Raw genomic sequence first — 25,431 nt, 5'->3', positions numbered from 1 at the left:
GCAAAGCCTCAGAGCCACCGGCGCACCTGCCCCACGTAACAATCGAAGTCGCTGCCAAACCTTGCTCGCATATACCTTTCCTCCGGCTCAATCTGGTATCGGTTCATATAGATAACAAACAGTGGCAGAAAAAGGAACGCAGCCACATTTGACAGGCACAGCGCCCAACCGGCCAGCGCCACCAGAAAGCCGACATACATCGGATTGCGGCTGATCCGATAGACGCCACTGATGACCAGCGCCTCAGATTTATGCGGCATGCGTGGATCAACCGTGGTACGCGCCTTGCGAAATTCGGCTACACCAAGCGCTGCCAGCAACCCTCCGATGGCTGCAATCGCAGCCCCCAAGGCTAAAGCTCCAGCCATGATGAAGTGGAGTACAGGTGTTATAGTTGACACGCCCCACATCAGCAAGGCAAAAACCGCCATCAGTACCAGCGGCGGAATTTTAAGCTCGAGGGATCTCACCGGATTAACTCCTGAAGTTTAACGCCACCAACGACGATCATTTGTAGAGAAGCTAAAGCCTGATCGATTCTGCCAAAATGGAAAACAGCTTCCCGGGTATTGCTATCAGCAGAGCAACTCAGGTCCCCAACACCACGACGCTAAGCGCGATAGCGTATACCCCAAGGATCAGAGCACTTTCGAAACCGATCCGACCAATCCCATAAGTCTGCCGTCGCACCAGTCCAAGTAACAGGATAGCGGTCATCAGGATACCCACCAGGCCCCACGTCATCTGCACCGGTGCCATATCATGGTAGATAGAGCCGTGAGAATAGCCTATGTCGGCTGCGGCAACAACGAGCATATTGAAGCAGTTGGTGCCGAAGATATTGCTGACGGCCAGAGTCAGCGCGCCTATCCGTATCGCCGCGATGGTGGTCACCAGCTCTGGCGTAGACGTTGCCAGTGCGGTGAATAAACCACCCACCAGCGTTTCAGACAAGCCGGCATGGTCGGCAATCCCCTTGGCCGCCTCCATCAGAACCCAGCCAGCGATACCGGTCACAACGGCCATGGCGATAAAGCCAGACCAGAGTCTGGCCGAAGGCTTATCCGGATGATGCCCGGGATCATCTGCAACGGTCTGGCGGGTCGGTCGGGGAAACCACATCGGTTTCGCCTTAGTACGGTGAATCAGGTGCAGGCCGAACAGATAGGCAGCGACAATCACCGGCGTGACCGGATGTATCCGCCACTGGCTGACCGTTGGCGTAAAAATGGCGAGCAGCGGCAACGTCAGCAGTACAATCAGCAATCCCGCCAGAATCAGATTGACGGGGGACGCAGCCGCATGTTCCAGATTGGCTTTGCGGTAGACAATATCAGCCACGCCAAGAAACATCAGGTTCGCCGCCATACTGCCCATGATGTTGCTCATCGCCAGATCGGGTCGGTCGTCTATTGCTGCGCTCAGGGTTGCGGCAAAGTCCGGCAGTGAAGTAATCCCCGCCAGCAGCAAGATGCCAAACAGCGCTTCCCCCAGACCCGTCTGGTCGGCCAGCATATCGGCCCAGCGGGCCAGCCTGCTGCCTGCGATAACGATCACCAGGGAGGCGAGACTAAAGGCGATGATACTGGGAATTAAGGAAGCAAACACTGAAACCCCGAATAGTTATGCCGTGTTTGGTTGTAGTCTATTACACCCAACACATATCAGCGAGCCCGGCTCTAAGCCCGGGAACTATAAACCGGTGGCGCCCGCTGAACACAGGGCCAGAGAGTCTCTATATGTGTTCGTTGACACCACGCCCTCTCAGAGCGTTATCGCGTGAATGAGTGTATACACGACCATCGTAACCACTGAAATCGAGCTCAAGGTCCAAAGGGTAGCCCTTACATCATGCAACTGCGCCGTGACATAAGCGAAGAAGTGAGCTGCACGTGACAGCACAAAGCCCCAGAAGAGCACATGCGCGAGTAGCAACGGCGGCTCTGTAAGCACAAACACTAATCCCGCGACAAGGAAGGCCGGTATGTTTTCCAGGTCGTTCAGGTTCATGCGACGAGATCGTTCGACATACTCATTCGGTGCTAACTGGCCTGGCTCAGGCTGCGGATTAAGAGGGCTTTTCTTCGCATCCTCCGGACTGCGAAACCCGCCACGAATTTTCATCATTCGGTAAACAGTCATCCAGGGCTGAAGCGTAAGCTTCAACAGCATGATCGATGCCGCGATAACATAGGCCAGAAATACTGGATTTTCAAAACTTAGTATCGCCGTTTCCATAAGTTCCCCCTACACATGAACCTGATAAGCGCTCTCCAGAGCAGCCTGAACATAATGACTCCCACGAGGTTCTGACTCCCGTTTTCGTGGGTTGGCTGAAAGCCAGCGCCATACGGTTTCTGTTACCAATTCCAGCCGGAGGTCAGCATGATTAACAGTAGTATAGTTTTTATTGGCTCAGACACTCACAAAGCGTGTGCTGAAGTCGCTTATGTCGAAGATAACAGGCAGGCAAATAGGACTCATTTGGAGAGGATATCCAGCGGTGAACATGACGGGCTGAACCATCGAACATTACTTAAGTCAGGCGGATTAAGAGGGCTCTCATATCGGGGACTTAATCAATAAGATACCTAAGTCCGATCTCTGTCCCACTCTATATTGCTTTTGGACCTGTCGAAATAAGGGGCAAATACGGAAAGTGCTGCAAAACGTTGTCCTTCTGCGAGCATCGGCCCGTGGAGTGTGTTTTGTGGAATAAATACCAGATCTCCTGGACTCACTCTCTTTACTTCGTTGCCCACTTTAAAATCAACATTGCCCTCGATAATAACGAGTATCTCGTCGTGTTGCTTCTGAGTATGAAGTGCATTGCCACTATCACGGACGATGCCAACATTGGCCGTTAAATGCTTGCCATCAAAAGCGAAAACTCTTTTGATCGGATCGTGTTTTGTCGATTCATCTGTATCGAGCGACTCAACAATCTGATTGAGATTTTTAAAATATGTCACTTTAGATTCCTCCCGAGACGTTACCAGGGCTCCTGAAACCCTTGCTCAGCGGATCCTGCACGAAGCCGAACATACACGATAATGCCGAAGGTATATGTACTGAGCCGCGGTAATCCTCCACGCTTTTGCCGATGATAAAAGCAAAAGCTAAGCACCCTTATAACCGCTTAAATTGCTCTTTAATCTGCAAATTACATTAGTTATCAATGCCATTGGCCAACGCAGCAATGCCATCGGCATTGTTCAAACGTAACTTGATAATGTTTTGGTATTCAGGTGACTGATACCATTTCTTTGCCGCCTCTTTTGAAGCAAACTTCAACACCACTGCTACATGCTTAACATCGCCCTCGATTGCTTCACTTTCAAAATCCGCAGCGAGTATTTCTCCGCCATATGCCTCAATGGTGTTTGGTACTTCAGCCAGATACGGATTGTATGCCTCACGATTATTAATCTGATAGTTGAAAACAAAATATGCTGACATCCTGGTTCTCCTTTGCTGTTCAGTGTCTACTCTGAACATATAGTTGAACCCTGACGTTTAAACCAGCGCTGATGCTCGCTTAACGAGACGAAGCGGTAGTCGGGGCAGGAGCTGGCCTTATTAGAAGAACCAGTCACTTTAGAGGGAACGCCCTTAAGCTATTGCTGCCTTTGCGTGTAATGTTTTAGCCGCATTGCCATAAAAATTTACCCTCTGTTGCCGACCTGTTCAGGAATACATACGCAATACCGGCATCACCAAAGTTAATCTCAAAAGGAAGTGAACATGAATCCAGCTGGGCCAAAAACCGCCACTCTTCTTTAGGTCCGGGATATTCCTCACTTTGCATAAACTCCGGCGTTCCGCCTAAACGCGACCCCTCTAGTTCGCCCTCTCCTATTTCAGTTGCGACAACCTCAACGCCAAACACTTCCCGCGACGGCCCGGACTCAAGGGCTTCAGTGGTTAAAGAATAGCCTCCCGATGGTTGAATAATGACAGCGTTTTCACCCCCATCAGGTTCCCACGTTCCGTCTATATACTGGTCATCATCTTCAGTCATAAACAGGTAGGCAATTTTCCCTTTGCACTCCGGAAAGACATCGCCAAGCGCTATCTGAGCAATAAACCGCATCGGCCCTTCCAGCTCTGGACTGATAGGCCATTGAGGTGTTTCCAGCCAATCTGGCTGACCACCAAATTTAGTTTTGGGGGAATCACCTGGCTCGAATTTAACAAATTTAAGTATTTTTTTGATTTCCATTTCTCACCTTAAATTAATTGGAAACGTAGCATCCCGGACAGCGGGGATGGATATTGCCGGAACTTTCCCGCGAGGCGGAAAAGCAAGCAGGGCGGCACTGTTACGAATCCGATTGACCCGGTTTGGTAGCGCTGGATGTTTCAGCGTGTAACTCTCTCATTAATAAAAACATCGGCAGCCCAAAAGACACACCGATCGCTAATGTGCCGCCAACAGGCAGCCATAATGTTGATATTCCTTGTCGCCGGCCTTCATAAATGATGAACGCGATTAAAGCTAACGCAGAAACGATAACATCAAGCCATGCAAATGCAGAGAGATGATCCTGACTGACTTGAACATATAGCTTAACCACGTTTAAACCGTTTATTGAAAGCCAGGGGATCAACATACTCAACGGTAAAACGATTCCAAGAATGCACAAAATTCCGTAAATGTATTTCAATTTATCATCTTCCCTGTAGCGCTAACGTCCTTAGCTGTGGATCACCTGTAGCGCCTGAAAATTCAATTCTTAAGGGTCAGGTTATGACACAGGCTGATATTTTAACGACTATTCAACTGAGTCGTCACCCGGAAAAAGGCAAGCGCTGGTCATGTTACTTTTTAACCCTTTGCCTTCATCCCAAAAGTTGCTTTCCAATCATACCCACAGCAAAGCCCAGAACGGCCCCCAGAGGTGGCAACCAATGTTTTCGCATCTTCGATTGCGGGGCGATGTCCTGAAATAGCAGATAAAGAATCCCCCCAGCGGCAAAACTCATGATTGCTGCAGTTAACATTGGTTGATTCTGCAGCCACAAGTGACCACTTAAAGCGGCCACCGGACCCAGAAAACTGATTCCGAACAGCCCCCAGAGTGCTGAGCGGGACGATACACCCGAGGTGCAGATTTCGCGAAAAGAATTAAAGCCCTCGGGCAGATTCTGTAATCCAATGAACAGGGCCAGGAGTATGCCGGCCTGATGGTTATGCCCAAACAAAGCACCAAGGGCAACTGCTTCAGGAATGAAATCCATGAGCATTGCCATGAATTGGGCTTTGCTTCCGCCATGCCTGCTCATGTATGCGTCCAGCACGCAGAAGACCAGACCACCGATGCAGAATGTTGCCGCAAGACCGGTTGTTGGCAGAACCAGAGTTGCCTCCGGTATCAATGCTAACGCAATTGCCGCAGTTAAAATCCCGCCCCCGAACGCAACAACGCCGTGTATCAGCTCGCGTTTCTGTACAGTGTTGGCTGATCCTTCATACTTAGCGCCAAGCCCGCCTACGAACGCAGCGATGCCTGCAAGCCAGGACACCACCATTACAATTATCAGTTCGTTCATATAGATTAGTTGTTCCGAACGCCTGTAACACTTAACTGTGAAAGCATAGTTTTTTGGGGCCAGAATAAACGGGGGTTGACCCCTTCTATTTCAGCCACATATCTATAGCCAGCCAAGTTCCCTGTACGTCTGTATATTAGATGATGGTGAACAAACTATGCTACATAAAGAGATTAAAACCAAACAAGAGTCTTTATTCGTTTTTCTGTGAGAATTGGGATCAGCGTAGAATCATTTAAATTTTCACACTGCCCCAAAATATCTAAAATTTATTTCTGTGGGCTGCGAACGAATAGGTGCGGGCAGGAATTTATGCCGTGCAATTACCGCGACCTCTACTATGAATAATGAGCGCAACCTTGTTTTGTACTTACTCATAACGTTCCATGTTGTCTTAACACTGCAGTTAAAGAGCCAAAAAACGCCTCTCCTGAGGTCCCAGTGAGCGAAACTAACGCCTTGTCAGACGTCAATCTCAGATAACAGGTGTTTTATTTCCTCAGCCAAGGCGAGCCCCAGTATCTCATGCTGATCTTCATCAAGATGCACTCCATCCACGCGGCTTGTGGACGTCACCGACCCAGCATCAAAGAAATGACAACCGGCATCGGCAGCCACGACCCGAATTGCCTCGGATAACCCTACTGTCCTATCCTCTGCCCCTTCAAATTTAGGCGCGATGCTGCCCTTCGCCTTCTGAATGGGCGGTGGCGCCACTACCAGAACGGCTGGCGCGGGCATGCCGGGCTCGATTGGAGCGCGCCGAATCGCCTGAACAATGGCATTGACACCCTGGGCAGATTGCCAGGCATTATGCGTATGCATTGATTGGAAGTCATTTGTCCCCAGTAACACAACCACCAGCGACAACGGGCTGTTCACCTCAATTCTTTGCTCAAGACCCACAAGTCCATTCCGACCTGGCTTGTACGGATCCTCCCACACTGTACGACGACCATTGAGGCAATCTTCTATTATCCGCGCCTGAATGCCGCATTTCCGTAGCTGATTCTCAACGACTCCGGGCCACCGCTGCTCAAAAGAAAACCGGCGACGGGTGTCTGGAATGATTCCCCAGCTTAATGAATCTGCATATATAAGTATCTGATGCACGATATTACCTCTCTTGGCACCTAACGCTTCAATAACCGGCTCAGCATGCTGCGTCCGGTGGAGGAACGAAGCCCCGTCACGAACTTGATTAACTTATTACGTAGCATTGGCATTGGCACGGGCCTGATGATTGAAAAATAGCACGAGTTTTTGCGGCGTTGTTATTTTACCGTAATAAGGATTATTTTTATGGCCGTCAAGACTGCGACCTGTTCTTTGCGCAATTTCCTCGACTAAATCTAAATCAAGATCATCTTCGTCAAGCTTCAATACATCGAATAGAGTATCAGAAGCCTTTATAGGCACACTCTGCTTGGTAGGGAGCGCAGCTTGAACTTGCTCATAGACCGCCCGAATTACCCATGTATCTACAACCTTTGGATCAAACTCTCTCGCAAATTCACAAATAGATAACCCATCACGCTCTTTGCACAGCTCTATAAAATGCCTTTCTACTTTAGGTTGATCAATTGCGCTCCAAACAATTACTAGTGCGGCTATTCCCGCAATAACAGCGAGAAACCAAGGCTGGTATATAACAACAGCTAGCGCAATTGCGAGAAAAGCAAACAGAGCAGGTTTGTTTGCCTTTCCGGGTTTGTACCTGGGCATAAAACGAGATGCTTGTTTCATACTTCACCTTGTGACTTAACGCTGCATTAAGGTGTGAGCAACGCTTCCACCTAACCTAAACCACTGCACCGTAAACACGAAACCCAACCTTGAACTGAAAATGCCAAGCGTTGGGAATCACTCTTAAATACTTTGTTAGAATTATTCTTCGCATTTACCTTTGAACAATGCGTTGTGATGCTCCATATATCGCGAAAATCGAGCGACTTCATCATTGGACATATGGCTAATACTGATCAAGTCGCCTACTAAGTCCTTATAGTATTTTGGAAGCTCCCCCATCACTGAGGGTGAAAATCGGATTTCAAACTCATTTTTTCTCTTATGAAAGAGAGTCATTAAATGTACGTCAAATAGTTTATCCAGAGTAGCTTCTAGTAATATGCCATTAGCACCTGTAATGGTCTAATGACACCGGACACTTTAATGAGAGACTATAAACGTCAAACATTGAGGTGTAGGAATGGGACAGAAACGTAGTTACAAGCAATACCCGAAAGAGTTCAAAGAAGAAGCTGTTGCGCTGGTCATTGGCCAAGGTTACTCAGTGCCTGAAGCTGCTAAATCACTGGGTATTGCGGCCAATATGCTCTATCGCTGGAAACAGCAGTTTGAAGAGCAGCAACAAGGACAGACGCTGGCCGAGGATGAACGAGAAGAGCTAAAACGCCTGCGCAAAGAAAATAAAGAGCTGCGTATGGAGAAAGAGATTTTAAAAAAGGCTTCAGCCTTCTTCGCAAAAGAAATGAAGTAAAGTATCGCTTCGTTCAGCGCCAAGCCGCGATCTATCCAGTACGTGTTCTGTGCCGTGTAATGAGAGTGAGCAGCTCCGCATATTACAGCTGGTGTAAACGGCCAGCGAAGGTCATCAGCGCTGATACTCTGCACTTGTATCGCAGAGCCAAAGAGTTGTTTAGGGCTAGCCGAGAGAGCCTGGGCAGTCGAGAGCTGGCGAAAAAGCTACGTGAAGAAGGCTTTAGAATTGGACGTTATCGCACCCGCACACTCATGCGTAAACTGAAATTACAGGTTAAGCAGCGTACCGCTTACAAGGTAACGACTAAACGCAGACATAGCGATCAGGTGGCTGACAACCTGCTGAACCAGAATTTTAACCCGGTTGCTCCGAATGAGGTTTGGGCTGGCGATATCACGTATCTCAGAACTGCGGAGGGGTGGATGTATCTTGCGATCGTGATGGACTTGTACTCACGTCGTATTGTGGGCTGGCATATTGATAAGCGCATGAGTGCTGACCTGGTTTGCAGAGCGTTGATGAAAGCAGTTAATCTGCGTCAGCCGAAACAGGGCTTGGTCTTTCACAGTGACCGAGGTTCACAATATACCAGCAAACAGCACCGGCGCTTGCTGAAAAGCTACGGCCTCCGTTCATCTATGGGTGACGTTGGAGCCTGCTGGGATAATGCAGTCGTTGAGCGCTTCTTTGGTAGCTTAAAGCATGACTGGATACTGAAGGTTAACCAGCCAACGCGAGAGCATATGAGGCAGGATGTGGTTAAGTACATGAGATATTACAATCTGGAAAGGCTTCATACGGCGAACGGAAGTTTATCTCCGGTCAACTTTGAAAATTTACAAAAAAAGGTGTCCGGTTGGAGTTGACCAGTACAACCATCAAGTCTTTCGGTAGAGTTTGAGCAGTCTTTCCATGCCTTAATATGTGAAGCGACCAGTACCTCACGAATAGAGTTAAGAGTCACAGCACAAACTTCACCACCCCAGACACGGATTACATTTTTTCGATATTTCCCCTGCCCAATACGTGCTTTCATCAGAACTTCTTTTTCGGTGTTTGAAATATCAGCATTCATGATTTCGGTTACATCATCTAGTAACTGATCGTCTGAATCAAAGCAAACATATAGCTGTTTTAAGTAGTGCTTGTTCTTGTAAAGATTATAGCGAGTTAGTTTGTGTAGAGAATGGAAGTCAGCGGTAGATAAAAATTTTACATCTTGAGGTTTAAAACGGACGTTGAAACAATTTATTGGAGGTAACGTAGTCAACAGGTTCTTGTTACCACCAACACTCTCAACATCTCTAACCATTGTATCTAATACTAATTTTTGATGCAGTTTATCATAAACCAACTTAGCATCTCTTTCAGTCAAGCACTCTACATTGGCTATTTTTGCTATAGATATATTTTCTGATTTGAACTTGTCATAAGCATACAAATGAATAGCGTACCGAAGCCCAGCATGTGCATTGTTTTTAGTGTTAACTGGTTGAAGAAAAGCGTACTTATAGCCGTCAACTAGAGTATCAAAATCAAATAACCATTCTTCAAACCCGAATCCATTTTTAGCTTCAAATAATTTTTCATTTTGACTCTTCCCATACTCGCCAGACGGTTTCTTCCAACCATTATCATTCCAACAAATTCGAGCTATCTTTTCTTCCACGCAAATACCTCAATAATTTGGTCCTACCCAAAGAAGCGGCGCATTTATGCGTCCGCCTTGCTTTGCTTGTATGGTTAATTCCGTTCCATTTCAGGGTAAATTGGAGGCCCACCCTCAACGGCCATTGAGGGTCTTTATGCAGTAGCTCGATTGTGCGCCGGCTCCTCTTGCGAGAGACCGATAACAAGTGGGTAGCGCTGCATAACTCCGAAGCAATTGTAATGGTCTAATGACACCGGACACTTTAATGAGAGACTATAAACGTCAAACATTGAGGTGTAGGAATGGGACAGAAACGTAGTTACAAGCAATACCCGAAAGAGTTCAAAGAAGAAGCTGTTGCGCTGGTCATTGGCCAAGGTTACTCAGTGCCTGAAGCTGCTAAATCACTGGGTATTGCGGCCAATATGCTCTATCGCTGGAAACAGCAGTTTGAAGAGCAGCAACAAGGACAGACGCTGGCCGAGGATGAACGAGAAGAGCTAAAACGCCTGCGCAAAGAAAATAAAGAGCTGCGTATGGAGAAAGAGATTTTAAAAAAGGCTTCAGCCTTCTTCGCAAAAGAAATGAAGTAAAGTATCGCTTCGTTCAGCGCCAAGCCGCGATCTATCCAGTACGTGTTCTGTGCCGTGTAATGAGAGTGAGCAGCTCCGCATATTACAGCTGGTGTAAACGGCCAGCGAAGGTCATCAGCGCTGATACTCTGCACTTGTATCGCAGAGCCAAAGAGTTGTTTAGGGCTAGCCGAGAGAGCCTGGGCAGTCGAGAGCTGGCGAAAAAGCTACGTGAAGAAGGCTTTAGAATTGGACGTTATCGCACCCGCACACTCATGCGTAAACTGAAATTACAGGTTAAGCAGCGTACCGCTTACAAGGTAACGACTAAACGCAGACATAGCGATCAGGTGGCTGACAACCTGCTGAACCAGAATTTTAACCCGGTTGCTCCGAATGAGGTTTGGGCTGGCGATATCACGTATCTCAGAACTGCGGAGGGGTGGATGTATCTTGCGATCGTGATGGACTTGTACTCACGTCGTATTGTGGGCTGGCATATTGATAAGCGCATGAGTGCTGACCTGGTTTGCAGAGCGTTGATGAAAGCAGTTAATCTGCGTCAGCCGAAACAGGGCTTGGTCTTTCACAGTGACCGAGGTTCACAATATACCAGCAAACAGCACCGGCGCTTGCTGAAAAGCTACGGCCTCCGTTCATCTATGGGTGACGTTGGAGCCTGCTGGGATAATGCAGTCGTTGAGCGCTTCTTTGGTAGCTTAAAGCATGACTGGATACTGAAGGTTAACCAGCCAACGCGAGAGCATATGAGGCAGGATGTGGTTAAGTACATGAGATATTACAATCTGGAAAGGCTTCATACGGCGAACGGAAGTTTATCTCCGGTCAACTTTGAAAATTTACAAAAAAAGGTGTCCGGTTGGAGTTGACCAGTACAAATAACTCGAACAGTCATTGGGGCCTCGAGCCCGCATAGCAAGGCAGAGTCAGCTTATTATGATGAATACGGAAAGTCACATTGAAATCAACGTCGGTGTTGATGTCGGTAAGTCGAAACTTGATATAGTCCTTCATCCATTAGATCTCCATTTCTCAATACCCAACGATGATGAACATATTCAAAAGATCGTTCAGGTTCTTAAAACTCATCAGGTTAAACGTATCGTAACCGAAGCTACCGGGCGTTACGAGCACGCTTTTGTCTTTGCCTGCGACAAAGCGGATCTTCCTGTTGTGGTGGTCAATCCCACTAATATCCGACGCTACGCTCAAGCCATCGGCGTACTGGCTAAAACCGATAAAATTGATGCCACAGTGATTGCGCAATTCGCAGCCACTATTCAACCTGATATCAAGCCTATACCAGACAGACAGTCCCGTATAATCAAGGATTTACTTATCCGGCGCGCTCAGCTCTTAGAGATGCAAACCATGGAGAAAAACCGTCTCCAGATCATGCCAAAGGAGCTGCATTCATCCATCAAAGCTTTACTTAAATCGCTACAAACTCAGATCGAAAAGCTCACTCTGAAACTCGATCAGCTTGTGGCTGAAGTCAAGCACTGGCGCATTAAAACCGAAATACTGACCAGTGTTCCCGGTGTCGGTAAAGTTCTGGCCTACACCCTGCTCAGCGAACTGCCAGAACTTGGAAAACTAAACCGCAAAGAGATTGCCGCCCTGGTCGGCGTCGCGCCAATGAACCGCGACAGCGGTTCGTACAACGGTAAACGTCGTACCCGGGGTGGCCGCCATCCCATACGCCAGTGATGTTTATGGCAATGCTCTCTTCGATACAGTGTAATCCTGTTTTTAAACGTCATTACGAGCACCTGAAGGCCGTAGGGAAGCTCCCTAAAGTGGCTCTGATCGCCTGCATGAGAAAACTGATCGTCATCCTAAATACTATGCTGAAAAACGAGGAGCGCTGGAATGAAAAATCAGCCTGATATTATTGACAGAACACCACAGTCACTTGTTAGGATTGTTCTGGTACATGCAGTACGGGATCTCCCTTTGTTTCTTTATCATGCCCCCAAAAAGTAACATGCTCTAGCTCTAGTTCAGAACAGCCTATTAAAGCTTCTCTTGCCATTAAAATTATTTCAAAAACTGATTTAGCATCATTTTTATTTTGTAACCTTTTAGATATTTCTGTCGCAATGTCTTTAGGTAGCCACAAAGATGACTGGAATGATAAGTAATTAAGGCGATTCCTCTGTTCTCGTGTTATTGCCTCACCGTAAGGAGTTCGCAGATACTCAGAAAATAATTCGGCCACCATTTGAACTTTTTCTTTTTGATCTAACTCTCTTGAAAAAAGCTCGAATTGCTTTTTATATTCATGCTGTATTGATGACTTAATTCTTTCCTTTACCCAAGATTTCGAGAGGAATATAACGATAGCAAGACAGGTTCCACTACTTAGCACTGCAGCAATTATTGTTTCGAGCACATATTTCTCCTGTAATCCTAACGCCTCGCTCACCGGAAAATTGGGAGCGCAGTGAGTAATTTTTCCGAGTGCAGCGCCTTGTTAGCGCAGAAATAAAGGTTTGCAGTACTGTCGCGCCGAACTGCAATCATAAGCTTTAGCTCCTGAAATATCCTCTTCTAACTCCCACAGAAATCTGAATTCACGTTGGTGTGAATAGCGTTGATGTTTGATGAAATACTTACCAGCCTGAACAATCTCACCGCTCCTATGAGATAACTTGTCGCGGTCTACGTTATTCCCTGGGAAGCCAAGCACAGCTTTCTGAGGACGGTAAAGGCACTGACCGAATGTGAAAGTCCTAGCACCTACTGACTCTGCTATAGCCTCAGCAAATTCTGCTGGGTGAGTAATTATAAACGCACTATCGTAGCCGAACTTTTTCATTGTAGCTGGATCAATCTTTCCAATGTATGTACAGAACATGCGGTTATTGTAGCCAGAACCATACTTGCCTCCAATAACGCCAAAAGGGGTCTTTGCTATCAAGGTTACCAAGCCTTCTTCTACGTCACCAATCTCAGGGTGCTCACTGGAGCTGTAGTAATCAAATGAACCTAGCTGTAATGCTCCAGTTTTAAAAAAACTTTTAACATGCTCGCTTTTTCCAAGCTTAATAATTGGCTGTTGCGGTACTCTTCCAAGCTTGAAACGTTTCTCTGGTACAGGTTTCACGAATTGCGCTGGCTTTAGCGGTTGGTCGACAGCCGTATTGTGGACTAACGCGCCGCATAGCCCCTTCAACTCAAATGCAGACAGCTTCTTTTCAATCCACATGTGTTTATACACTCGAAAAGTTCTGGACATCTTAGTCACCCTAATTGCGATTTTACGCTAACGCCCTTAGCAACTGACCCGAAGCTGTTGCGACGTAGGAGCAACAGTTTTGGGGTCAGATTGCCTAAGTTTGTTATGCATTTTCAATCTTCTCAGTAAGTTCTTTTGTAAATTTCCAATGGTCACCATTATCAAATGCTGCAACCCATCCTGCTTGCACAGTTACCTCATGCTCATAGTCAGAAATTTTTCGTAAACCAACGTTCACTTTTGCTAACTTAATGGAAATATCGCCTAGAATTGACCCTCTGGTAAACGTTTGCCACGATTCGCTCTCTTTTACTTTTTTAAAACCAAAACCTGCCAACTTTTCCTCAAGGTCTGCATTACTTAATGAGTGCTTTACACTCTTTTTGTACTTTGGAAGTAAAGCTATGAATGGTTTCTTTGTCCCCAAATTTCTACAGGGAATTAATTTATATAATACTGTGATTCCTACTAGGCCTAAAACTACAATTAATAGTGCTTCCATGGTCATCTCTATTTATGCATAACGCCGCCATAATTTGCCGCATGGAGCGCAGCATAAGGCGGTCAAATTAATGGCCTTGTTATCTCTACTCACCCTCGGTTACCGTGATTTCTAGCGATGTAAAAGCTGATGCTCCAGATAGTATTTTTTTGGTTGCACTCAAGTAATTACCTTCTTCAAACTCAAGCGCGCCAATAATTTTACTAGCAAATTTGTAGTCTTGGGCTTCGGCGCGACGAAACCATGATAAAGCTAAATCTTTATCGTTTTCTTCTAATGCAAGCATACCTATAAAGCACTGTGCATATGGTTGATCAGCCTCAGCTGCCTGCAATATTAGTTTCTTGCCTTTTATGACATCCTGTTTTGACACTATTCCGAAGTAATAGTCCATTCCAACTCTTAAGTCAGCTTCAGGTATCCCCTTGCCTTGTGCCCGGTGATAAAGCTGAAAAGCCTTTGCCTTGTCCTTAGTCGTACCTCGGCCGAATAAATGAGCCTGTCCAAGCATGTAGAGAATTAATGGTTCATTTGAAACTGAGGCCTTTTGGTACCAATAGAAGCTTTTGTTGAAATCAATGTCGGTGCCTAAACCATGAAGATACATCCATCCGAGGTTGTTCTGGGCTAGTATATTGCCGTTCTCAGCAGATTTCAGAAAATGAGCCAGAGCTAAATCGTTGTTCCCTTTTTCATGTTCCGCATAACCAGCGGAGAAATCATTGTCGTCAGCAGCATATACATTTGAAAAAATAGAGATAAGAATAAATATAAAAATTCTAATATACATTAACTACCTCTTGGAGATAACGCTTTTGTAATGGGCCGCATTGCTGCGAAGCAGCGCAGTTTGCGGTCCAGCCCGAAGGGCGATTATTAACAAACTTGTTATAGCGCAGTTGTTTCAAGTAACACCCATATGAATATAAGTACACCTATTAGAGAGCTAACCAACATACTTTTGCTCATAGGTTTTGAGTAAGCAAATAATTTTGGATCATCCCAAGCTATTTTATCTAAGCGCTCTTTTTCTACTTCACTTAACTTTTTATATTCACTTTGGTGCTGTCTAGTCTTTCGAGCTTGGTATATCCCAAAAACGCCGATGCTCAGAAAGATAAGTATAACAATACCACTCTCAACTAATTCCATATTGCGTTATAACGCTTAAAGCTGCCGCGCAGTATGCGTCGGTTGGCTTGTATTGTTAGGTGTTTTTTCCTCAGACGAAGGGAAACTATATGAAAAAACGCCTGTATCGCTGTCTCCTAATACGATGGATAACAGAACATTTTTCGATACAAAGTTTACTATTATTTCCTCAGTGTCTGTTTGAAAAACATTCCTAACCTTGGTTTCAATTTCTTTTGCCAGTACTTTTCTTTCTTCTTCAGATAGCAACGCACTGGCCTCTCCTTCTGCTGTGACTTTGATGTAACCACTAGTAGAAGACTTTACGTTGAACTCATATTCTGGATATTCAGAACTAAGGTCACCAAAGCTTTGAACGACAGGCCCCACCCCTGGAATAAGATGGATAAAATACCCAGAAGTCAGCCAGAGACAGAATAAACCAATGTAAAAATAGTATTTATGCTTCTTTAACCATTCCATAGTTACGCTGACACCTAACATTTTAATACTACGCCGGCGCATATGCATGCCAAGCTGAATTTACAAAAGGGATGATAACTATCAGATAGTAAAGAGGAATTTATGAACATCACGATCTCCCTTAAGACAAAAACGAGAATGCGCAGTTGCATTCATGACCCGGCGTAGTATTCCACCAGCGCTTTTAACCTATCCCTATGTTTTTCTTATGTTTTGCAAAAAATCTAAGCAGCAAAACGAGCCTTCTGTAACGATTAAATGAGCATAACCGCTGGACAGAATAAAATAAACTGTATATACATACAGAAATGCATAATTTTCACACGGAGGTGCGTTATGCCTAAAAGTCCTTTTCTAGAGCGGGTTCGCAAAGAGATTCGATTACGTGGCTATAGTATACGAACTGAAAAAACCTATCTTTTTTGGATCAAACGTTTCATCTTATTTCATCAAAAAAAGCACCCTGCTGAAATGGGAGCTGAGCAGGTAAAACTTTTTTTATCCTGGATGGCTAATCAACAAAATGTCTCTATTAACACTCAGAAAACCGCACTTAACGCCTTAGCTTTTTTGTACCACAAAATTCTTAAGATTGAATTAGGAGAGCTGGGCTTTAACCAGGCTACTCGTCCCAGAAGGCTGCCTGTAGTGTTAACTCCGTCGGAGGTCAGCTCAATTCTCAACCAAATGGAAGGTCATCACAAACTCATATTTTCACTGCTTTATGGAAGCGGACTGCGTATTACAGAGTGCCTGCGGTTGCGACTTCAGGATATTTGCTTTGAGCGCAGGGCGTTATTGGTACGCGATGGGAAAGGAAGCAAAGACCGTCAAACCATTTTAAGCCGCAACCTATTTCCAGAGATAGAGGCTCAAATGTCTGCAGCGATAAACATTCAACAGAAGGACAACCGTCAGGGCTTAGGTCCCTCTCTGCCATTTGCCCTCGATAGAAAATACCCAAACGCCTTTCGCCAACCCGGATGAATGTATCTTTTCCCCTCTAACAACTTGTGTTCGCACCCACTTTCCGGGCAGTTATGCCGACATCACTTGCATGATTCCGCACCGCGAAAAGCGTTAAAGCAAGCGGTTGCTAAAACCGACATCCGCTTCAAACGCGTGAGTTGCCATACCTTCAGACATTCTTTCGCTACCCACCTGCTAGAGGCTGGCAGAGATATCCGCACCGTACAGGAGCTCTTAGGCCACAGCGATGTTAAAACCACTCAGATCTACACGCATGTGATTGGAGAACACTATGCCGGTACATCCAGCCCTTTAGACTTACTATAAAAAACGCGCCAAACAGGCGCGTTTTTAGCATTCAGAACCGAATCAGGATTTCTTCACAAACTTGGTCAGAATCACGATACGGGTGCCGTTGACCCGGCCTTCAATATGTTCAGCGTTATCCTGCACCAGTGAGATACCCCGCACTGCGGTGCCTCGCTTAGCGGTGAAGCCTGCGCCTTTGACATCCAGATCTTTTATCAGCACAACATTATCGCCAGCTTCCAGAATGGCACCGTTGCTGTCACGGTGAATCACTTTTTCAGAGTCATCCAGATGCTCTCCGGTAGCCTGCGCCCACAGAGAGGTTTCATCATCCAGATACATCATATCCAGCAGATCCTGCGGCCAGCCTTCGCTGCGCAGACGGTTAAGCATACGCCATGCCACCACCTGCACGGCAGGCACCTGGCTCCACATGCTGTCGTTGAGACAACGCCAGTGGTTAGCATCGGTGGTTTCCGGATTTTCTATCTGACCTTTGCAGGTGCTGCAGACCAGTACAGAATCATCGACACCACCCTGAGAGCCTGGCGGCACTTCATACACACTCAGGTTATCGGTTGCGCTGCACAGCTCACACTTGGATTCGCTGCGGTCACGTAGGGCTTGTTCTGTACTCATGGTCACTCCGGTTGTTATGCATGACAGCCAGTCATGATGCCACTGCTCAAGGGCAGCGGCATAAGGATGGAATTTTGAAGTCGCGCATTGTAGCAGAAGATTGGCTCAGTTTCAGGTCAGTAGGCGGCGATAAAATTGCACTTCAGCGTCGAGACTGTGAATCTGATTTTCCGCCTGTCTAAAGCCGTGCTGCTCGTCGGGGTAGAGATGGTATTCTACGGCAACGTTCCTCTGCTGCAGGGCACTCACCATCACCTCTGTTTGCTGCGGCACCACGACCCGGTCTTTGCCTCCCTGAAAGAAGATCATCGGACAACTGATCTGCCCGGCATGTGCCAGCGGACTGCGTTGGCGGTAAAGCTCGGCATCGGCCTGCGGATCCCCGATCAGCCAATCTAAGTAGTGACTTTCAAATTTATGCGTGTCCCGCGTCAGCGCCACCGGATCACTGACCCCATAATAACTGGCCCCACCGCGGAACCGGTTGCTGAAGGCCAGTCCGCAGAGGGTGGTATACCCCCCCGCGCTACTGCCGCGTATAAACACATTCCCCGGGTCGATCAGACCTTCTGCGGCCAGATAATCAACCGCCGCTTCGGCATCCAGCCAGTCGGTTTGTCCCCAGCTTCCGGCTAATCGCAGCCGGTAATCACGCCCATAGCCGCTGCTGCCGCGATAGTTGAGATCAATTACGGCAAAGCCCCGGCTGGTCCAGAACTGAATTTTAGGATTGTAAACCGGATAAGTCGCTGCCGTCGGTCCGCCATGACTGAAAACGATCAGGGGCGGCTTGTCATCGGTGTCATTGAGCAGCTCAGGCAGATAGAGAAATGCAAAAGCGGTCTCACCCGCTACCGGATAGCTGACCGGCTGTGGCAGGCTCGGACTGATGGCTGGGGGCTCGCCTCCTGCAAGGACGCTAATCTCATCGCTGTGCGGCGACAATTCCAGTATTGCCGGGGAGCGGTCGTTGGCGGCCGCGATACAGTAGATGCGCCCCTGATAACAGCAGATATGACGAAACAGGCTATATTCCCCGGCCAGCACTCGCTCTTCAGCAATCGCTTGGGACTCTGCCGAGAGCTCGCCTGTCACTAAGCGCCCTTCTCCCTGATGCATATAACAGGCGATCCAGCGGTTTGCATCGAGCTGATCCCAGGTGGAGACCCCCAGTTGCCACTGGGGAATACCACAGTCGTGAGGACGGGGCCAGACCGGCTGAGATAGCACAGCAGCTGACGCTGAACGCCCCCCCGCCACTGTTGAACCGGTTTCTGGCAGGTGACTTCCAATATCCTGCCGCCCATATAGATAACGGTATAAATTCCACCAGCCACTTTTATCCGTGATGGCCACCAGCGCGTTGTCGCTGAGAAAACGGGGCTGCTGAATCGACTCCTCGACTGACTCACCAGCGACAATCCGCTGATCCGTTAAGCCGCCTTCCGGATCAAAACGCGCGTGATTTAACCGGGTACTGACCCAGGGCATATGCGGATGATTCCAGCTGATCCAGGCAATTTGCTGACCATCCTGACGCAGTGCCGGTGAGGCATAGAAATCATCACCGTACGCCAGCACAGTGACCTGGCCGGTGGCGATAGCAACTGCGACCAGTCGGTGTGCGGGTTGGGTGGGATCATCGGAGGCTTGTTCCTGCACCGCGATAATGCGCTGCCGCTGCGGATCGAATATCAGATCACCGTAACGGCAGTCGGGGGTGTAAGTAAGCTGTCGCGGGGTGCGGGCATCCGTCTGTAACCAGATCTGCTGATCGGCGGCATTAACAAACGCGATCTGCTGCTCAGCGACACACCAGCTTTTACCACCGTATTCATAGACACCGCTGCGGACACTGAAACCGGCTGGTGTCAGGCATGTTATCTGCCCTTCCCAGCTACGCTGAATCAGAAGATTACGGCCACCATCAGAGGGACGGTATTCAACCCAGAAAAGCCCCTGTTCGCAGGCATGCAGCTGACCACATTCTAGCCCGGCGGCGACGGCATCCGCGGCAGAGAGTGAGGATTCAAAAAAGCCATATCCGGGCATATTCAGGCAGTGTCCACGCTGATCAATAAGAGAATCAGGCTATCACATCAGCCTTTGCAGAACACCTTTGAGTTACGCTCGTTACGATACACAGGCTCTTTGTGGGATGGCAGCTCCGCTTCCTCGCGGGCCTGCAGAATCAGATCGTGGTGGGGCGACTTACTGCACACCGGATCGGCATTATTGGCATCCCCGGTCATCATAAAGGCCTGACAGCGACAACCGCCAAAGTCTTTCTCTTTCTCATCGCAGGACGCGCAGGGTTCCTTCATCCACTCATAACCGCGGAAATGGTTAAAGCCGTTGGAGCGGTTCCAGATCTGCTCAATACTCTGCTCGCGTACATTGGGAAACTCGATCGGCAGCATCCGGGCGCTGTGACAGGGTAGCGCGGTGCCATCGGGGGTGACCGTCAGAAACACCTGCCCCCAGCCGTTCATGCAGCCCTTGGGACGCTCTTCGTAATAATCCGGCGTGACGAAGATAATTTTGATCGGATTACCTTCGGCGGCCAGCCGATCACGATAGTCATTGGTGATCCGTTCGGCCCGCTCCAGCTGCGCCCGGGTCGGCAACAGGTCGTTACGATTCTCATACGCCCAACCATAATACTGACAGGTCGCCAGCTCGACATAATCGGCTTTCAGTTCGACACAGAGCTCAATAATACGATCGATCTGATCAATATTGTGACGATGGGTAACAAAGTTCAGCACCATCGGATAGCCCTGCGCTTTAACCTCCCGAGCCATCGCCAGTTTCTGCTTAAAGGCCTTTTCAGAACCCGCCAGCAGATTATTCACCTCAGGGTCCGCCGCCTGGAAGCTGACCTGGATGTGATCCAGCCCCGCCTCTCTGAAATCAGCGATCTTGCGCTCATTCAGGCCAACGCCAGAGGTAATAAGATTAGAGTAATAACCCAGATTACGTGCTTCGCGGATCAGCTCGATCAGATCCTGACGCACCAGCGGCTCGCCACCGGAAAAGCCTAACTGCGCGGCTCCCAGCTCACGTGCCTGAGTAAAGACATCGATCCACTCGGCGGTGCTCAGTTCACCGGTCTTACTGGCAAAGTCGACCGGGTTGGCACAGTAGGGACACTGCAATGGACACTTATAGGTCAGTTCGGCCAGCAGCCAGAGCGGCTGACCATGGGTTGGGACACTGTTCAAAAACGGCGCCTGTGAAGGCTGACCGTTACAGGGTGATCCAGAGTTGCTCACGGGCGTCTCCTAAGAAATCCAGAATATCCCGGTCGATCCCCTCGGCATCGGGAAACTTGGCCTGCAGTGTCTGGATAATATCCGCTGCAGTCCGCTGACCGTCCACCAACGCCAGCACTTCACCGGCCGGGCCGTTCAGCTTTACCATGCCTTCCGGATAGAGCAGCACATAGCTGTCCTGCGCCTTCTCCCACTGGAAGCGGAACATGCGGTTCAGCACCGGCACCGACTCCGGGCTTATCTCGGCAGCGGTGTTCGGGGTGGTGTTTGCGCTGTGAGTCGGGCTGCTCATGAAAACAACCCGGTGTGATAAACCTTCTCATCGGTGACCGTATGGTACGGCGGGCGATTGAGTTCATACGCCATGGTCATGGAATCGAGCATACTCCAGAGCACATCCAGCTTAAACTGAAGAATATTCAGCATCCGCTCCTGTTGCTCCCGGGTAGTGTAATGATCCAGGGTGATCTCCAGCCCGTGCACCACATCGCGGCGGGCTTCGGTGAGACGGTTACGGAAATACTGATAGCCTTCCGCCTTGATCCAGGGATAGTGTCCCGGCCAGCTGTCCAGACGGTTCTGATGAATGGTCGGCGCAAACAGCTCGGTCAGCGATGAGCTGGCGGCTTCCTGCCAGCTCGCCCGGCGGGCAAAGTTGACATAGGCATCCACGGCAAAGCGAACACCGGGCAGCACATGTTCCTGCGACAGAATCTCTTCCCGGGTCAGGCCCACTGCTTCACCCAGCTGCAGCCAGGCTTCGATACCACCGACCGCGCCATCATAGCCATCATGGTCCAGCACCCGCTGCACCCAGTGACGCCGCACATCGCGGTCGGGACAGTTGGCCATAATCGCCGCATCTTTCACCGGAATCGAGATCTGATAGTAAAAACGGTTAGCGACCCAGCCCTGGATCTGCTCTTTGGTGCAGCTGCCGTTATACATGGCAACGTGATACGGGTGTTGAGTATGGTAGTAAGCACTTTTAGCCCGCAACGCCTGTTCAAACTCATCCCGGCTCATGGGTGGCTGGACATCTTTCATCTGTGCATTCATGGTAAAACCTCTCAGAGTTCTATACCCATTCCGTCCCAGGAGACTTCGATACCGTGGGCGACCACTTCGGCCCGCTCCGGAGAGTCTTCATCCAGAATCGGATTGGTATTGTTAATGTGGATCAGCACTTTCCGGGGCTTGTCCAGCGTGTCCAGAAAGTCGATCATGCCACCCTCACCGGTATCTTCGTTACGGGACTGCGCCAGATGGCCCATGGTGACGCCGAGCTTATCGCCAACACCGGAGGTCAGCAGCTCATCGTCACGCCAGATAGTGCCGTCAACCAGCAAGCAGTCCGCGTCTTTCATAATCGGTTTAAGGTGGGGCTCAATCTGGCCGAGGCCAGGGGCATAGAACAGAGTTTTGCCGCTGCGGGTATCTTCTATCAGGATACCTATGTTGTCCCCTGGATGGGGATCGTTGCGATGCGGTGAATAGGGTGGAGCACTGCTGAGCAGCGCGACCGCTGTCAGTTTCAGTTCGGGTACCTGAGGAATCACAAAGCTGTTAGTGCCCTCTTCTACCGATCCCCCGACAGGAATGCGGTTGCGTTTAATGCCGCCATTCCAGTGTTCCAACATCTTGAAGATGGGAAAGCCGGTGGTCAGATCCTGATACACCATATCGGTACACCAGACCTCATGGGGGCAACCTTCACGCAGCATCAGCAGACCGGTGGTATGGTCGATCTGACTGTCCATAAAGACAATCGCCGCAATACCGGTATCGCGAATCGCACGATTCGGCTGCATCGGCGCAAAGTCAGCCAACTGCTGGCGGATATCCGGGGAGGTGTTAAACAGAATCCAGTCTTCACCGTTGGCACTCACCGCGATGGAGGACTGAGTCCGGGATTTTGCATTGAGAGTTCCGGCACGATAGCCGGCACAGTTGCGGCAATTACAGTTCCACTGAGGAAACCCGCCGCCTGCTGCGGAGCCTAATACTTGTATTTTCATTGTTATTATTATCTTGTCGGTGTGACTGAACAGAGCAAACTAAAAGGCTCCACCCAAAGGCGGAGCCTGATAGATTGCTTAGCGGTTAGCGAAGTACATTGTTACTTCAAAACCGATACGCAGATCTGTATAAGCTGGTTTAGTCCACATATGCCTTACCTCTTTTGTTATTAGATTGTTCCAGTCTTGTGACTGCCTTTAATCATATGAAGTGAACAGCCAAACCCATATGGTACTTTGGAACTAATAGGGATGACTTTTTAGTCGTAGTCTATCAGTGCCGTAACCCGGTCTGGCCAACACCTCCTAATATCAGTTGAAAAAAAGAGGTGGCACATGGCCACCCCAAACGCGGCTGTATTACGTCGATGAGGATGCAATAACAACGCGGAGAAGTGTTAATCCTTACTCTTTTCAAAGTTTACTTAACGGCTCTCACTTAGAGTCATTGGCCGCCGCCAGAGCTCTTTGCTGATCATAGCCGCGTTTGATAACGTACGCTTTGATTGCATCAGCCTGTTCTACACTCAGCACACTCTTGAATGATGCCATACCATTCTTGGCTTTCAGTCCGTTGACCACAATCGCTTCCCAGAAACCAAAGGTGTCAGCACTGGCATAGCGAAGATCTGGCACCACTCCACCACTCACTGCCCCGTCGCCGTGACAACCACCACAGTATGTGTGATAAAGCGCTTTACCCTGCTCAACGTCCTCTACAGAAGCGGTCATCTCCGGAAGGCTTAACTGACGCGGTTTAACGTTCAGCACAGGCAGTGCTTTATCCCCGCCCAGTTTAAATACCAGCAAACGGTTAGTGTTGGTTTTAACGGCTTCACTCACCAACTCACCGACAACCAATGGAACGGCACCACCCCAGCCAGCCATGACTGCAACATACTGCTCACCATTAACGCTGTAGGTCATCGGTGCGGCAACGATGCCGGTCTGACTGAAAAACGACCATTTCTGCTCGCCGGTTTTAGCGTCATAGGCAACAAAGTTACCCTTAGCATTACCCTGGAACAACAGATCACCCGCGGTACTCAAAGTACCTCCATTCCAGGGTACCGGCATATCAACACCCCAAACCTCTTTCTGTGCGACCGGGTCCCATGCCACCAGACGACCTTTAGTCGCGGCCTTAACTGCTTTGCGCACAGCAGGATCTTCCGGCATTGAAGCGGCAAGCAGACTGACGCCCAGATTGACCGCCAGATCCTTAGCTTTAAAGTCACCATCCGCGATATAGGGGAAAGCCATCTCCCGGGTTGGCAGATACACCAGCCCCGTATTGGGGTTGAAGCTCATCGGTTGCCAGTTATGCCCGCCAAAAGGTGAGGGCAGAGCCAGAAACGCCTTAGCCGCTGTACTGTAACGCGCTTCCGGCTTGATATCAGGGCGACCTGTTTTAGCATCAATCCCATCTGCCCAATTTACTGTGACGTAGTTTTCCGCCGAGATAAACTCACCGGTTTGGCGATCCAGTACATAGAAGAAACCATTTTTAGGTGCCTGCATAATCACTTTGCGCGTTTTACCGTTTAGCTTAATATCCGCAAGAATCATATGCTGCGTGGCAGTGTAATCCCACTCTTCGCCGGGCGTTGTCTGGTAGTGCCAGACATATTCGCCGGTATCAGGACGGACCGCGACAATGGAAGAAAGGAACAGGTTGTCACCTTTACCTTCGCTGCGTAGCTCCCGGTTCCAGGGTGAGCCATTACCGATTCCCACGTAAAGCAGGTCCAACTCGGGATCATAAGCCATTGAGTCCCACGCGGTGCCTCCCCCACCGAGTTTCCACCATTCACCCGACCAGGTCTTTGATATTTCAATCATCGTCGGATCGGTTTCATTGGCCGGGTTATCAGGCACGGTATAGAAGCGCCACAGCATTTTACCGCTATCAGCATCGTAAGCAGAGAAATAACCCCGCACGCCGAACTCTGCACCGCCGTTACCAATCAGTACCTTACCCTTGACCACCCGGGGCGCGCCGGTAATCGAGTAATACTTGCCTTTCTCTGTGGTCTGAGTTGACCACTGCTGTTGACCCGTCTCGGCATCAATGGCAATCAGACGGCCATCCAGCGTACCCACGAAGATCTTCCCATCCCAGGCAGCAACGCCCCGATTGACTGCGTCACAACATAGTTTTGGGCCGACATCACCCTTATTGATCCGAGGATCAAAGGTCCACTTCAGCTCACCAGTAACAGCATCGAATGCGTAGACAACACTCCAGTTACCAGTCACATATAAAGTACCGTCAATCACCAGCGGCGTCGCTTCCAACCCCCGGGTAGAATCGAATTTATAGGACCAGCTTAAACCTAAATCACTGACGGTATCTTTATTGATCTGCGCCAAAGGGCTAAAGCGCTGCTCAGAATAATCACGGCCGTGGGACATCCAGTTGCCGGGCTCTTTATCAGCATGGCTGATTCGGTTGCCATCGACATTGGCGGCGGCCTGCACCTTTGACATAAGAGGCATAACACATAAAGCCCCCAGCATGAGAGGCAAAAGTTGTTTGCTAAATCGCATCACGTATACCTCTC

At 48.8% G+C, this 25,431-nt stretch carries 27 protein-coding genes and 2 pseudogenes; 4 read left to right on the top strand and 25 right to left on the bottom strand.

The window, feature by feature from the left end:
• Positions 1-8 precede the first annotated feature (8 nt).
• The 10 genes from KDX31_06895 to KDX31_06850 all read right to left on the bottom strand — a co-directional run bounded on the left by KDX31_06895 (position 9) and on the right by KDX31_06850 (position 7,299).
• Positions 9-470, bottom strand: a complete 462-nt coding sequence (locus KDX31_06895) for an isoprenylcysteine carboxylmethyltransferase family protein (protein UTW04720.1) — start codon at positions 468-470, stop codon at positions 9-11.
• A 118-nt stretch (positions 471-588) separates the two neighbouring features.
• Positions 589-1,608: a sodium:calcium antiporter gene (locus KDX31_06890; GenBank protein UTW04719.1), complete on the bottom strand. Its 1,020-nt coding sequence runs from the start codon at positions 1,606-1,608 to the stop codon at positions 589-591.
• Between the two features lie 156 nt (positions 1,609-1,764).
• A complete protein-coding gene (locus KDX31_06885) occupies positions 1,765-2,238 on the bottom strand; it encodes an MAPEG family protein (GenBank protein ID UTW04718.1) in 474 nt (157 codons plus the stop codon).
• Between the two features lie 353 nt (positions 2,239-2,591).
• Positions 2,592-2,972, bottom strand: a complete 381-nt coding sequence (locus KDX31_06880) for a cupin domain-containing protein (GenBank protein ID UTW04717.1) — start codon at positions 2,970-2,972, stop codon at positions 2,592-2,594.
• A gap of 196 nt (positions 2,973-3,168) precedes the next feature.
• Positions 3,169-3,459 (bottom strand): DUF1330 domain-containing protein, encoded by a 291-nt coding sequence (locus KDX31_06875; GenBank protein ID UTW04716.1) that lies wholly within the window; start codon positions 3,457-3,459, stop codon positions 3,169-3,171.
• Positions 3,460-3,643: 184 nt separating this feature from the next.
• Positions 3,644-4,222 (bottom strand): DUF1963 domain-containing protein, encoded by a 579-nt coding sequence (locus KDX31_06870; GenBank protein UTW04715.1) that lies wholly within the window; start codon positions 4,220-4,222, stop codon positions 3,644-3,646.
• Positions 4,223-4,322: 100 nt separating this feature from the next.
• Positions 4,323-4,667: a DUF2834 domain-containing protein gene (locus KDX31_06865; protein ID UTW04714.1), complete on the bottom strand. Its 345-nt coding sequence runs from the start codon at positions 4,665-4,667 to the stop codon at positions 4,323-4,325.
• A 175-nt stretch (positions 4,668-4,842) separates the two neighbouring features.
• Positions 4,843-5,553, bottom strand: coding sequence for a divalent cation transporter (locus KDX31_06860; GenBank protein UTW04713.1), 711 nt, complete (start codon positions 5,551-5,553; stop codon positions 4,843-4,845).
• A 462-nt stretch (positions 5,554-6,015) separates the two neighbouring features.
• A complete protein-coding gene (locus KDX31_06855; protein UTW04712.1) occupies positions 6,016-6,666 on the bottom strand; it encodes an SGNH/GDSL hydrolase family protein in 651 nt (216 codons plus the stop codon).
• A 96-nt stretch (positions 6,667-6,762) separates the two neighbouring features.
• The gene (locus KDX31_06850; protein UTW04711.1) at positions 6,763-7,299 is read right to left on the bottom strand and encodes a hypothetical protein; all 537 of its coding nucleotides are present in this window, start codon (positions 7,297-7,299) and stop codon (positions 6,763-6,765) included.
• 463 nt (positions 7,300-7,762) lie between these two features.
• On the opposite strand from KDX31_06850, the gene KDX31_06845 reads away from it, so the two are divergent.
• Positions 7,763-8,922, top strand: a protein-coding gene (locus tag KDX31_06845) for an IS3 family transposase (protein UTW04710.1) whose coding sequence is annotated in 2 segments (ribosomal slippage) — positions 7,763-8,027 and positions 8,027-8,922 — 1,161 coding nt in all. Because the reading frame shifts where the segments join, the coding sequence is not laid out codon by codon here.
• Here the strand turns inward: KDX31_06845 and KDX31_06840 are convergent.
• Positions 8,850-9,725, bottom strand: a complete 876-nt coding sequence (locus KDX31_06840) for a hypothetical protein (protein UTW04709.1) — start codon at positions 9,723-9,725, stop codon at positions 8,850-8,852. The genes KDX31_06845 and KDX31_06840 overlap by 73 nt on opposite strands.
• 284 nt (positions 9,726-10,009) lie before the next feature.
• On the opposite strand from KDX31_06840, the gene KDX31_06835 reads away from it, so the two are divergent.
• Together KDX31_06835 and KDX31_06830 are read left to right on the top strand one after the other, a co-directional pair.
• A protein-coding gene (locus tag KDX31_06835) for an IS3 family transposase (protein UTW04708.1) occupies positions 10,010-11,169 on the top strand; the annotation gives its coding sequence in 2 pieces (ribosomal slippage) (positions 10,010-10,274 and positions 10,274-11,169; 1,161 coding nt in all).
• Between the two features lie 70 nt (positions 11,170-11,239).
• A pseudogene (locus KDX31_06830) lies at positions 11,240-12,189 on the top strand (IS110 family transposase).
• A 29-nt stretch (positions 12,190-12,218) separates the two neighbouring features.
• Here KDX31_06830 and KDX31_06825 read toward each other — a convergent pair.
• The 6 genes from KDX31_06825 to KDX31_06800 all read right to left on the bottom strand — a co-directional run bounded on the left by KDX31_06825 (position 12,219) and on the right by KDX31_06800 (position 15,657).
• A complete protein-coding gene (locus KDX31_06825) occupies positions 12,219-12,695 on the bottom strand; it encodes a hypothetical protein (protein ID UTW04707.1) in 477 nt (158 codons plus the stop codon).
• A gap of 81 nt (positions 12,696-12,776) precedes the next feature.
• Positions 12,777-13,541, bottom strand: coding sequence for a hypothetical protein (locus KDX31_06820; GenBank protein UTW04706.1), 765 nt, complete (start codon positions 13,539-13,541; stop codon positions 12,777-12,779).
• Between the two features lie 103 nt (positions 13,542-13,644).
• Positions 13,645-14,043: a hypothetical protein gene (locus KDX31_06815; GenBank protein ID UTW04705.1), complete on the bottom strand. Its 399-nt coding sequence runs from the start codon at positions 14,041-14,043 to the stop codon at positions 13,645-13,647.
• 85 nt (positions 14,044-14,128) lie between these two features.
• Entirely contained in the window at positions 14,129-14,833 is a 705-nt protein-coding gene (locus tag KDX31_06810; GenBank protein ID UTW04704.1) for a sel1 repeat family protein, read from the bottom strand.
• 98 nt (positions 14,834-14,931) lie between these two features.
• Positions 14,932-15,195 (bottom strand): hypothetical protein, encoded by a 264-nt coding sequence (locus KDX31_06805; protein UTW04703.1) that lies wholly within the window; start codon positions 15,193-15,195, stop codon positions 14,932-14,934.
• 15 nt (positions 15,196-15,210) lie between these two features.
• Positions 15,211-15,657, bottom strand: a complete 447-nt coding sequence (locus KDX31_06800) for a hypothetical protein (GenBank protein ID UTW04702.1) — start codon at positions 15,655-15,657, stop codon at positions 15,211-15,213.
• A gap of 336 nt (positions 15,658-15,993) precedes the next feature.
• Here KDX31_06800 and KDX31_06795 point away from each other — a divergent pair.
• Positions 15,994-16,953: pseudogene (locus KDX31_06795) on the top strand (integron integrase).
• Positions 16,954-16,995: 42 nt separating this feature from the next.
• Here the strand turns inward: KDX31_06795 and KDX31_06790 are convergent.
• The 8 genes from KDX31_06790 to KDX31_06755 form a co-directional block, all read right to left on the bottom strand.
• A complete protein-coding gene (locus KDX31_06790) occupies positions 16,996-17,574 on the bottom strand; it encodes a PhnA domain-containing protein (GenBank protein ID UTW04701.1) in 579 nt (192 codons plus the stop codon).
• 111 nt (positions 17,575-17,685) lie between these two features.
• Positions 17,686-19,626 (bottom strand): S9 family peptidase, encoded by a 1,941-nt coding sequence (locus KDX31_06785; protein UTW04700.1) that lies wholly within the window; start codon positions 19,624-19,626, stop codon positions 17,686-17,688.
• 47 nt (positions 19,627-19,673) lie between these two features.
• On the bottom strand, positions 19,674-20,798 hold the full coding sequence (pqqE, locus tag KDX31_06780) for a pyrroloquinoline quinone biosynthesis protein PqqE (GenBank protein UTW05321.1): 1,125 nt from the start codon (positions 20,796-20,798) through the stop codon (positions 19,674-19,676).
• A 25-nt stretch (positions 20,799-20,823) separates the two neighbouring features.
• Positions 20,824-21,141, bottom strand: coding sequence for a pyrroloquinoline quinone biosynthesis peptide chaperone PqqD (gene pqqD, locus KDX31_06775; protein ID UTW04699.1), 318 nt, complete (start codon positions 21,139-21,141; stop codon positions 20,824-20,826).
• On the bottom strand, positions 21,138-21,908 hold the full coding sequence (gene pqqC, locus KDX31_06770; GenBank protein UTW04698.1) for a pyrroloquinoline-quinone synthase PqqC: 771 nt from the start codon (positions 21,906-21,908) through the stop codon (positions 21,138-21,140). Before pqqC ends, pqqD begins: the two co-directional genes overlap by 4 nt.
• A gap of 11 nt (positions 21,909-21,919) precedes the next feature.
• Positions 21,920-22,867, bottom strand: coding sequence for a pyrroloquinoline quinone biosynthesis protein PqqB (gene pqqB / locus KDX31_06765; protein ID UTW04697.1), 948 nt, complete (start codon positions 22,865-22,867; stop codon positions 21,920-21,922).
• Between the two features lie 78 nt (positions 22,868-22,945).
• Entirely contained in the window at positions 22,946-23,017 is a 72-nt protein-coding gene (pqqA, locus tag KDX31_06760) for a pyrroloquinoline quinone precursor peptide PqqA (GenBank protein UTW05320.1), read from the bottom strand.
• A gap of 285 nt (positions 23,018-23,302) precedes the next feature.
• Positions 23,303-25,417, bottom strand: a complete 2,115-nt coding sequence (locus KDX31_06755) for a PQQ-dependent dehydrogenase, methanol/ethanol family (protein ID UTW04696.1) — start codon at positions 25,415-25,417, stop codon at positions 23,303-23,305.
• Positions 25,418-25,431: the final 14 nt, after the last annotated feature.

Source organism: Amphritea atlantica (assembly GCA_024397875.1).
Taxonomy (GTDB): Bacteria; Pseudomonadota; Gammaproteobacteria; order Pseudomonadales; family Balneatricaceae; genus Amphritea; species Amphritea atlantica_B.
This window is presented reverse-complemented; position numbering and strand designations above follow the sequence as displayed.